Raw genomic sequence first — 11,100 nt, 5'->3', positions numbered from 1 at the left:
GGAGCCGATAGCTCAAGGCATGGTCGTGCTAAACCGCGCCAAAGACAATGCCGAAGCCAAGGCGTTTTATGATTTTATCCTAAGCGATAAGGGCAGGGCGATCTTTGCTAAATACGGATACGAGTTTTAATGATTAGAGCGAGAATCAACGAAATTTTACAAAAAGACGGCATCCATTCTGTAGGATTTATCGCGGGCGGCATCAAGCTACGTGGCGTATTTCTGCAGCTAAGTAGCGAGCTTAGGGTGGGTAGCGAAGTTTACGTGGGCTTTAAAAGCACCGACGTGCTTTTATCTCGCGAGGCCCTAAGTGGCGTATCTAGCGAAAATGAAATTCACGGCAAGATTATGAGCCTAAGCTTAGGTGAAATTCTATGCACGCTCAGGTTTGAAGGCAAGATAAGCTTTGATGTGCTCATTAGCGCGCATTCTGCGCAGGAGCTTGCTTTACGCGAGGGCGACGAGGTTTTCGCATACATTAGTGCCACTGCGATATATATAGAAAAATATGATAACGATTGATTGTAAGAAAAAAATCAGTGATGATTTCTCGATTGATGCTCGCTTAGAGATTAACAAAGGCTCGTTTGTGTGCCTATATGGGCGCAGCGGCAGCGGTAAGACTACACTGCTGCGCATTTTGGCTGGATTTTTGCGCGCAGATAGTGGTAGCATAAAAGACGGCGATCTCGTGCTACAAGAAGGCAATGAATTCTTAAGTGCGGGCAAGCGCAGGATCGGCTTTTTGTTTCAAGACTACGCACTTTTTGAGAATATGAGCGTGACAGGCAATCTGCTTTTTGCCAGAAACGATCCGCAAAAAGCTGCGATGCTGCTTGAAATTTTAGAGCTTAGCGAGTTTGCAAAATCTGGCGTAGAGGGTCTTAGCGGCGGACAGAAGCAGCGCGTAGCACTTGCTCGCGCACTGATGCAAGAGCCTGAAATTTTGCTACTTGACGAGCCGCTTTCGGCGCTTGATTTTACGATGCGCGAAAAAATCCAAGAGTATTTGCTAAAGATCCACGAGCAGTTTCATCAGACCGTGATTTTGGTAAGCCACGACGTAAGCGAGATTTATAGACTTTGCAAGCGAGTTTATGAGATGAAGGACGGCAGGATCGTCCGCACCGGTACGCCGGAGGAAATTTTTCTTAAAACTAGCGGCTCACAGAAGTTTTCTTTCGCGGGCAAGATTGTCGATTTGCAAGCACGCGACGGGGTCAAAGTAGCCGTCGTAGCGATCGGCAGCCAGCTATGCGAAGTGGTGCTAAGCAATGCAGAAGCCGAGGGCTTGCAAGTAGGCGACGAGGTCAAAGCGGGCGCCAAAGCCTTTAATATCACTCTGCGTAAAATTTAAACTTGCAGACAAGCTTTTAGGTGCACCTAAGTAGGAAACTTCAACTAGATTAGAGATTTAAATACAGGCTTTTATGGAATTTAGACGAGGGATTTTGCGAAATTTTAGCTAGATTTGCCCGCAAAATACGGTGAGATTTTAAAATTTCATTCGCATCGCGCTTAGATTTTCATGAAACACAAAATTTAAACGCAGGCTAGAGTAAACCGCAATGCGAGACTAGATAGCGTGGGGAAATTAAGCTTTAAATTTTAGATTTTGCGCAGACAGGCGCCGTTAAATTCCTTCTTTGAATTTATTAATTGGCGTGGTGGGTTTATTTTTAAATTTGGCGGCTTTTAGCTTACTTTTTTGGCAGGAGTTGCGCGAACTCTATCGTGCGATCTTGGTAAAAATTTAATGTAAAGCTTCGCAAAAACTTAAATTTTTAGATTTGGAATTTTGCCTGGATTTTGTGGCTTTGAAATTTTAAAAGCTTTAACGGCTCAAAGCTTGCGTGCTAAACTCGCTTAATTTGCAAGCTGTGGCAAGGTTTTATTAACCCGGTTTTTTAGGTTTATGCGAAATTTTAAAATTTTGTTTTGTCGGGCTCAATCTAATTCCGCCAAGTTGTTCGGAGGGCGTAGTTTAGCCATATTTTTCGTGAAATTTGCGCTCAGATAAATCCTGCCCGCTCAAGTTTTAAAGCTAAGCTAAGCTTTTTGAAATTTAGCTCAGCAAAATTCGTGACCTTAAAAATTTGCCGGCTTGGGTAGAGCTTAAAAGCTCAGCAGGATTTGCACGCTTGAAGGAATTTATTAGCCAAGCACTTTTATAAATTCCGCTCGCTTTAGCTTGCGCGAAATTTTTAAAATTTCATTTTGCAAAGCCTTATGACTATGAGGTTTGCGTAAATTCTATCTAGCTTTGCCTCTAAATTTTAAAGTAGGGCTAGGCTTTTAAGATTTTATAGTTTGGGCCCAGCGGCTCGGCTCGGAGGATAAATGTTTGAAATTCTAAAGGGGCTCGATTACACGCCGTTTCTCGTTTCATTAAAGCTTGCCAGCTTAACGACATTTGCGTTGTTTATCATCTGCGTGCCGCTCGCGTTTTTTATGGCGAGAAAAAATTTCCGAGGCAAAAGCGTGATCGAATCGATCATCTCGCTTCCGCTCGTGCTTCCGCCTTCGGTGCTAGGCTTTTACCTGCTCGTTTTTCTATCGCCGTATTCGGTGCTAGGGGAGTTTTTTGACAAACACTTCGGGCTTCGGCTCGTATTTAATTTCAGCGGGCTCGTGATCGCGAGCTGTATCTACTCGCTGCCGTTTATGTTTTCGCCGCTTGTTTCGGGCTTTCGCTCGCTTCCGCGCTCACTTTTTTGGGCGTGCGATTCGCTGGATAAGAACTATTTCTCCAAACTTTTCCGCGTCGCATTGCCTGCGATTCGCCACTCGTTGCTTAGCGCCTTGGTGATCTGCTTTGCGCACACGATGGGCGAGTTTGGCGTCGTGCTGATGATCGGCGGCAGTGTGAGCGAGCAGACCAAGGTCACCTCCATTGCGATTTATGAAGCGACTGAGACGCTCGATTTTGCGCAGGCTCACGCGTATTCGGCGCTGATGCTGCTCTTTAGCTTCGCGGTGCTTTTGATTATGCATTTTTTGAGCACGCGCGGAGCAAAAATCAAAGCTTAAATAGGCTTTAAAACGAAATTTGCTAAAATCCTGCAAAATTTGGAATTTGGCATGAAAAACAAAAAAGACTTCGTTACCGAAAGATTTAACGCCGCCTTGATTCTAGGCGCTGCGCTGCTTACGCTTGTAGTAGTTTGCGAGATTAGCTTTTTGCGCACTAGGATCGCTACGCAGCTTGATTTGCGGACGCGCACGGCGATTACTTTACTTAAAAATACTGACGAGTCGCTCTTTAGCGAGCTTGAAATACTAAAAGAAACTATCCTTTCTCTGGACGCAAGGCACGAGGCTGCGCAAAGCGAGCTTTACGCGGATTTGATCCGCAACGTCGTAAAATCTTCTCATAGATTTGACGCTATTTTTTATCTGCGCGCCCGCGGCGCGGAGCAGGAGAGCTTGGCGTATTTTTCATCGGATGCGCGTATTTCGGATCTTGGCGAGATACGGCTTGCGGATATCGCAAGCGAGCTAAAAAAGGATGAATGGGTATCGCGCTATATGATGATGGATGGGGCGTGGCGGTATTTTTTGATCAAGCGCGTAAATGCGGATTCATATCTGCTAGGTTTTGCCAACACCGCTAGGCCGATTGCCAGGCTCTCTTCGCTGGGAGATATTTTGGTCTTTAACGCCGAAGGCAAATTTTTTAACGCTCCTGGCAGCGCAACCGATATATTGGGGCAGGATTTTGATTTTTCACGCCTAGGCGAAGTGGTAAGCTTCGAAGACGAATCGGGGCTAGGCTTTGCCTATCTTGCAAAATTTGGAGATAATTTCGTAATGGCTCGCGAACGAGCCGGCTATTTTTTGGGCGCGGACGATTTTATCGTCGTAGCGCTAGCAGCAGCGATTTTAGCTTATTTAATCCTTCTAATTTCAAATTTTACGTTTTTAAAAAAGCGCGTTTTTATCCCGCTTGCGGCAGTTCAAAACGCGCTGCGCCAAGGGGATTATCACTCCAAAATTCGCGATATAGAAGCGCTAAATCCGCTAAGCTCCGTCTTAGAAATTTCTAAATCCATAGACGAGGTTTTGAAGTCTAATCTGCGCCACGGCGATTTTAGCCTCAGCTTTAAAGATGCGCTAAAATACAGCTCCCTTTCAGTGCTTAGCATCGATAACGTCGCAGGCACGATCGAAAGCGCTAGCAACGGCGCACGCGAGCTTTACGGCGATGATGTCGTGGGGCGGAATATATTCGCGCTGCAAGCAGGCTCGTTTTACGATCACGCCTATCAAACCCAGCGCGCAAACTATGTCAAAGAAAACTATGTCGTAACCCGCCAAGAGACCAAAAATGGCGTCAAAGATCTTTATGTTAAAAAATCTTATATCCGCGACGGAAGTAAAATTTCAACCCTTTTTGTGGTGCTGGATGCGTCAAAATATCGCAGATTTTACGATGAAACTAAGCAAAAATATGAGTATTTAAATCACGCGCCTATCGTTATACTCGTGTTTGACTACACTTCGGGCAAGATCGTAGATGCTAGTAAAAATATAAAAGAGCTTTGGGGTTACGAAGCGGCGCAGTTTTTAAGCGGCGAGATAAGGCTATGGGATTTGCTGGATGAAAAGGACGCGAACGAGGCTAAAAACGAAATTTTAAACCGCTTAGCCGATATGCCTTCAGAAGAGCTAAGCTTTTCTCAAAGCTATAAAATTCGTCATAATGATAATATCCGCTATAGCTACGAAGTGAGTATCTATGTCAAAAAATCCGCCGCCAGAGCTGCGTTTTATTTTCAAAATATCGACGACGATGTTAAGGCGATCCGCGGCTTGCAGGAGGATTTGGACTTTTACCGCACCGTAATCGAGACTAGGAATTTTTGTACCTGCTTAATCGATCTTGATGCGCAGACGCTGTCGTTTGATAAAAATTACTTTAAAATTTTAAAATATCGCGGCAAAAGGCTAAATACTGCGATGAGCTTCGGGGAGTTTAGTTATGAAATTTACTTCGCGGATTTAGAGAATTTCAATAAAATGATCCGCGAATGCACCGCCGGGCTTAGGAGCGATTTTAGCTGCGAATTCCGTCTGCGAAACGCCGCTAATGCCTATACTTGGATCAGTATGCAAGGCTACGTCACCGAAAAGCACGGCTCTCGCTCGCGCCTTGTAAAAACTACGCTCGAAGATATCAGCTCGCGCAAACAGACGGAGCTGGAGTTAAATTTAAACGCCAACGTCTTTTCGCGCTCGCTAGAGGCGATCTTAATCACAGATGAGAGCGGTCGAGTGCTGCGCGCTAATAACGCCTTTTATGAAATCACCGGCTATAGCGAAAGCCAAACTATCGGCAAAATTCCAAATTTCTTCGCTCCTATGGAGGGCGGGGCAGACGTGATGGAGAGGATTAGAAAAAATCTCGTCGGCAAACAGACCTCTTACAAAGATGAAATTTACGGACTAAAAAGAGGTGGTGGCACCTTTCCTGCGCTATTTACAGCAATTGCGATAAAGGATGATTTTTCGCTTACCTCAAATTTCATATTGATGTTTACCGAAATTTCGCAGATAAAGCAAAAAGAGAGCGAGCTAGCCAAGATCGCCCACCACGACGCGCTTACCGGGCTTCCGAATAGAGTATATTTTATGAAGGCTGCGCAGAGATTTACGGCAAACTCGGGCGAAAATTCCAAGCTTATGGCGGTGCTTTTCATCGATTTTGACGGCTTTAAGGCGATCAACGACACCTACGGGCACGAGGTCGGCGATATGTTTTTACAAGCGATCTCAAAGGCGATGAGCGGACTGCTGCGTAAAGGCGATATTTTAGCGCGCCTAGGCGGTGATGAGTTTGGCGCCATTATCGGCGATCTGCAAAGCAAGGATGCCGCGCATGTGCTATTAGATCGCCTGCTTGGAATTTCAAAGATGAAATTTAACCTCAAAGGCAACGAAATTAGCGCAAGCATCAGCGTTGGCGCAGCGTTTTACGATGGCAGCGAAAAGATCGATTTTCCAGGACTTTTATCGCGCGCGGATAGAGCGATGTATCGCGCTAAAACGAGTGGTAAAAACCGCTACTGCATCTTTGAGCGCGCCGAAGCAGACGGGCCTAGCGAGGAAGGGATTGCTGCAGCGATCGAAGAGGGGGAGTTTTTCGTGCTCTATCAGCCGATCATTAGCGGCGCACAGATTTATGGATATGAGCTGCTTTTACGCTGGGATCGCGGAAAGCGCGGAGTTCTTGCCCCGCAGGATTTTGCACAGATATTAAGCGAGCCGCGATTTGAGTTGCCGATCTCAAAATTTGCGTTTTCAAAGATGATGGAATTTAACGCTCAAACGGGCGCAAACTGCTCTATAAACGTAAGTCTAGCCGTGCTTACAAACGACGAATTTTACGATTTCGTAGCTCACAGCTTGCGAGACAGAGCTAATGCAAAAGGCGAGTTGATGTTTGAGATAACCGATTTTAGCGAGCAAAATTTTAAGGAATTCGCCCCTGCGCGTGGGCGTTATGCAGATCTTGGGGTTAAATTTGCTCTTAATAGTGCAAATAAAAGCAATATCCCATTCCTGAATGCCCAGCCTTTCGATGTCGTTAAAATCGACCGCGAGCTCTGTCTTGACATAGGCAAGAAAAAAAATGCTATCCGAACGATGGTGGAGATCACAGGCAAGCTAAAGCGGGAGTTTGGATTCGCTCTCGGCGCTCAAGGGGTCGAAAACGCGCTGTCGCTGCGGCTTTTAAATAATTTGAAATTTAACTATCTGCAGGGAAATTTTATCGCCAAGGCTCTGGATCGCAAAGAGATAGACGCCTTTATCGCGCGCTTTAAAGACACGCCGAAGCTCGCAGCTATCGACAAAGATGAGTTTATCAGCTTTTTAAACGCGCTTGATTACAAGGAGCTTGCCTTAAGCTTCGTTTCGCGCGCCGATGCGGGCGAGCTTAGCCCCGGCGAGTTTGAAAGCTATAGAGCGAAATTCGGCGAAATTTTAAATAAAACTCAAAGCGCGGGCAGCGAGAAATTTGCGCTAAATACAGAAATACGTAAGCAAATTTTAGATATTCTTTCGCTTGATTATCGCGCTTTAGTAAGCTTCATCTCGGGCTTTAGGGCGCGACTGGATCAGTTCATAAGCGATTTGGAGGCAGCATGATAGATAGCGTTAGCGCCGATTTCGATCACGAGATACCCAACGGCTCGAGGCTGTATTTCGGAAAGAGCGCGCAGCTCAAGCGCGAGCTGGAAAATAAAGCGAGCGAAATCCTCGTTAAAAACGGCTTTAGCGAAATTTTAACGCCATATTTTTCATATCATCAGCACCTAAGCGTCGCGCCGCAAAAGCTTCTTAAGCTCTCCGATCCCACGAATCACGAGCTCGCTCTTCGCGCAGACAGCACCGTGGACGTCGTGCGTATCGTGCGCAAGCGGCTGAAAGACGATAAGCTAAGGAGGCTATTTTATGTGCAGCCGACCTTTAAATACCCAAGCGACGAGTTTTATCAGATCGGCGCGGAGCTGATCGGGGAGAAAAATTTGCCGCTTGCGATCAAAATCGCGCAGGAATTTTTTAAAGAATTTGATCTTATGCCCGCGCTTCAGCTAAGCAATATCGAAATTCCGAAAAAAATTTGCGAAATTCTAAACCTGCCGCTTGAAATTTTTGAAAAGGGCAAGATTGAGACGCTGCTTGAGCAAAATTTGCCTTGGCTAGATGCTACGGCTCGCGCCACGTCGCTAAAGGACGTGCAGGCTCTGCGCGCGCAGGTGCCTGAAGAGCTAAAGCCCTGCTTGGATGAAATTTTAAACCTAGGCGTGGATTACGAGCGTATCTGCGTTTCGCTGCTGTATTACTCTAAAATGCGCTACTACGACGCGCTATTTTTTAGATTTTTAGACGCGGGCGCGGTGTATTGCAACGGCGGAAATTACGAGATAGACGGGCTAAAATCCAGCGGCTTTGCGCTGCTAGTGGATGCTTTGATAGAAAAAATTATGCAAAAGGATGAAAAATGAGTAAAGTTGACGTGGTCATCGGCGCCCAGTGGGGCGATGAGGGCAAGGGCAAGATCGTAGATATGATAAGCGCGAATTACGATTTCGTATGTCGCAGCAGCGGCGGGCACAACGCAGGCCACACCATCGTCATAAACGGCGAGAAATTTGCGCTGCATCTGGTACCCAGCGGCGTGCTTCACAAAAATATCATCAACATCATCGGAAACGGCGTCGTGATCAACCCCGACGTGCTGATTACCGAGATGGCGCAGTTTGAAAATTTAAAGGGCAGATTTTTCATAAGCGAGAAGGCGTTTTTAAATTTACAGCACCACTCGCTAATCGATCAGGCGCGCGAAAAGAGCAAGGGCGAGCTTGCGATCGGCACCACCGGCAAGGGCATAGGGCCTGCGTATGCCGATAAGATCGCGCGCACGGGACACCGCGTAGCGGAGCTTTTGGAGCCCGAAAGGCTTGCCGAGGCGCTATCGCGGGATTTTGCTTCGCATGAGAGCGTTTTTGAAAAAGCGGGGGTTAAAATTCCTAGCAAGATTGAAATTTACGAGGAGCTAAAGCGCTATAAAAGCGCGCTCGAGCCATACATCGCCGACACCACGCACATGCTGTGGAAGGCGCTTGATTACGACAAGCGCGTGATCGTAGAGGGCGCACAAGGAAGCCTGCTTGATATCGATCACGGCACCTATCCTTACGTCACGAGCTCGACTACCATCGCGGGCGGGGCTTGCAGCGGGCTCGGGCTTGCGCCGAAAGATATCGGCACGGTGATGGGAATTTTAAAAGCCTACACCACCCGCGTGGGCAACGGCGCGTTTCCTACCGAGGATAAAGGCCCGCAAGGCGAGGCGATGCGCGAGATCGGCAAAGAGTACGGCACCACGACGGGCAGGGCGCGCCGCTGCGGTTGGTTCGACGGAGTGGCTACGAAATACGCCGTGCGCCTTAGCGGCATCGACAAGCTCGCGCTTATGAAGCTTGACGTCTTAGACGGCTTTGAGAGCATTAAAATTTGCCGCGCATATCGCTACAAGGGCGAGGAGATCGATTATTTTCCGATCGATTTGGAAGCAGCCGAGCCGGTTTATGAGCAGATGCCGGGCTGGGACAGCGTCAAAGGAATTTCAAAATTTGAGGATCTGCCGCAAAACGCGCAAAATTATATCCGCAAAATAGAGGAGCTAAGCGGCGCGAAGGTGGGTTTCATCTCCACAAGTCCCGAAAGAAGCGACACGATAATTTTATAAACCCGGTGAAATTTTAAAATTTCACCCGTTGCGGGCGGCGCGACCGCTCATAGAACTGAATTTAAAGGAACGATCATGCGAATACGACTACCACACGTGCCATATATCGCGCATAAAATAGCGCTGGATCTGCTAAACTCGGGCTGCGTTACGCTCGGTGCGGGCATAGAACCCGTCGCCAAGGAAGCGGACGAAATCATAAGGGCCGATCTGCAAAAAGAAAGAGCGATAGACGAGCGCGCAAACGAGCTGATAGATGAGCGCATAAGCGAGCTAGATGAGATGAGCGTGAATAAAAAAGATATGTTTTGGCTCATCAAACGCCACATCGCAAACGACGAGAATTTCGAGCTAAATTTCGAGGATCGCTACGGCACCATATCGCATAAAATTTTAGAAACCGTTTGGAAGAAAAATTTGGTCGATTACAAAGTCTCCGAAAACAGGCTAAAGACGATAATTTATAACGCGATCGACGAATATCTTAAAAATTATCAAAAGATTGAGGATGCGGTCTATGAAAAGATCGAGGGCTACAAGCAAAAACTGATCCCCGGCACCGAAGAATACGAGCTTGTGTTTGAAAAGCTCTACGAAGAGGAGCTAAGAAAACGGGGCATGCTGTAATGAACGCGTATATCTACATAGAAAACGGCATCTATCTGCAAGCCAAGGCGTTCGGCAAGGGCGGTAGCGCATTCGGCGAGCTCGTGTTTAACACCTCTGCCACCGGCTATGAAGAGATCATCTCTGATCCGAGCTACGCGGGGCAGTTTATTATTTTCACTATGCCTGAAATCGGTATCGTAGGTATCAACGAAAACGACAAAGAAAGCTCCAAAATCCACGCCAGCGGAATTTTCGTAAGAAATTTTAACAACGAGCCTTCAAATTTCCGCTCGCAGATGAGCTTGGAGGATTACTTTCTGCAAAACGGAAAATTCGGCGTTTACGACATCGACACTAGATTTTTAACCAAGATGCTGCGCGATCAGGGCAGCTTGCGCGCCTTCGTCTCTACCGAGATCAGCGATAAGACGGCTCTTAAAAAGGCGCTTAGCGAGTCTGCGCGCATAGAGGAGATCAACTACGTAAGCATCGTAAGCACGAAGGCGCCGTATAAGCACACCTCTGGGCGCTGGAATGCCGAGCGCGGAAGCTACGCTCAGCCCGCAAGCTGCGGCAAAAAGATAGCCGTGATCGATTACGGCGTAAAGCGAAACATCCTAAACGAGCTTTGCGATCTGGGGCTCAGCGTCGAGGTTTTTCCGCATGACGTTACGGCAGAGAGCCTGATTGCTAAGCTTAAAGAGGGGCAGATCGACGGCGTGTTTTTATCAAACGGCCCGGGCGAGCCTCGCATGCTTAAAGAGGAGATCGCGCAGATCAAAAAGATGGTCGAAGCGCGCGTGCCGATTTTTGGAATTTGCCTGGGTCATCAGCTGCTAAGCAACGCGATGGGGTATGAGACCTACAAGCTGAAATTTGGCCAGCATGGCGCAAACCACCCCGTGCAAAACCTGCGCACCAAATCGATCGAGATCACCGCGCAAAACCACAACTACAACGTCCCCGAGACGATCGCGCAGATCTGCGAGATCACGCACCGAAATCTTTTCGACGGCACGATCGAGGGCGTGCGCTACAAGGAGTACCCCGTATTTTCGGTGCAGCACCACCCCGAAGCCAGCGCGGGGCCTACGGAGAGCAAATATATCTTCAAAGAATTTCTTGAAATTTTATGATTTTTGAAATTTTGCCTGCACTAAATTTTACCGCAGTCGCGCGGTAAAATTTTAAATTTACGACAAGCTTTAAATTTTTAATACGGTCTTTGCGTCGTA

9 protein-coding genes are annotated in these 11,100 nt (G+C 47.3%); all 9 read left to right on the top strand.

The annotated features are described in order from the left end of the window. On the top strand, window positions 1-130 hold a 130-nt coding region (locus tag Q0413_RS01525; RefSeq protein WP_298986581.1), incomplete at its 5' end, for a substrate-binding domain-containing protein. Then, entirely contained in the window at window positions 130-522 is a 393-nt protein-coding gene (locus tag Q0413_RS01520; protein WP_298986578.1) for a hypothetical protein, read from the top strand. The genes Q0413_RS01525 and Q0413_RS01520, both read left to right, overlap by 1 nt. Beyond that, a complete protein-coding gene (locus tag Q0413_RS01515; RefSeq protein ID WP_298986575.1) occupies window positions 509-1,357 on the top strand; it encodes an ATP-binding cassette domain-containing protein in 849 nt (282 codons plus the stop codon). The genes Q0413_RS01520 and Q0413_RS01515 overlap by 14 nt, the downstream gene beginning before the upstream one ends. Before the next feature lie 983 nt (window positions 1,358-2,340). After that, the gene (gene modB, locus Q0413_RS01510; protein ID WP_298986572.1) at window positions 2,341-3,030 is read left to right on the top strand and encodes a molybdate ABC transporter permease subunit; all 690 of its coding nucleotides are present in this window, start codon (window positions 2,341-2,343) and stop codon (window positions 3,028-3,030) included. A gap of 51 nt (window positions 3,031-3,081) precedes the next feature. Then, entirely contained in the window at window positions 3,082-7,149 is a 4,068-nt protein-coding gene (locus Q0413_RS01505; protein WP_298986569.1) for a diguanylate cyclase, read from the top strand. Beyond that, window positions 7,146-8,009: an ATP phosphoribosyltransferase regulatory subunit gene (locus Q0413_RS01500; RefSeq protein ID WP_298986566.1), complete on the top strand. Its 864-nt coding sequence runs from the start codon at window positions 7,146-7,148 to the stop codon at window positions 8,007-8,009. The genes Q0413_RS01505 and Q0413_RS01500 overlap by 4 nt, the downstream gene beginning before the upstream one ends. Then, window positions 8,006-9,256 (top strand): adenylosuccinate synthase, encoded by a 1,251-nt coding sequence (locus tag Q0413_RS01495; protein WP_298986563.1) that lies wholly within the window; start codon window positions 8,006-8,008, stop codon window positions 9,254-9,256. The genes Q0413_RS01500 and Q0413_RS01495 overlap by 4 nt, the downstream gene beginning before the upstream one ends. A 75-nt stretch (window positions 9,257-9,331) precedes the next feature. Beyond that, window positions 9,332-9,883 (top strand): DUF507 family protein, encoded by a 552-nt coding sequence (locus Q0413_RS01490; protein ID WP_298986561.1) that lies wholly within the window; start codon window positions 9,332-9,334, stop codon window positions 9,881-9,883. Then, the gene (gene carA / locus Q0413_RS01485; protein ID WP_298986558.1) at window positions 9,883-11,001 is read left to right on the top strand and encodes a glutamine-hydrolyzing carbamoyl-phosphate synthase small subunit; all 1,119 of its coding nucleotides are present in this window, start codon (window positions 9,883-9,885) and stop codon (window positions 10,999-11,001) included. The genes Q0413_RS01490 and carA overlap by 1 nt, the downstream gene beginning before the upstream one ends. Window positions 11,002-11,100: the final 99 nt, after the last annotated feature.

Origin of the sequence: uncultured Campylobacter sp. (assembly GCF_938045465.1) — a bacterium.
Classification (GTDB): Bacteria; Campylobacterota; Campylobacteria; order Campylobacterales; family Campylobacteraceae; genus Campylobacter_B.
Note: the sequence above shows the minus strand (reverse complement) of the source record. Positions and strands in the feature narration are given on the sequence as shown.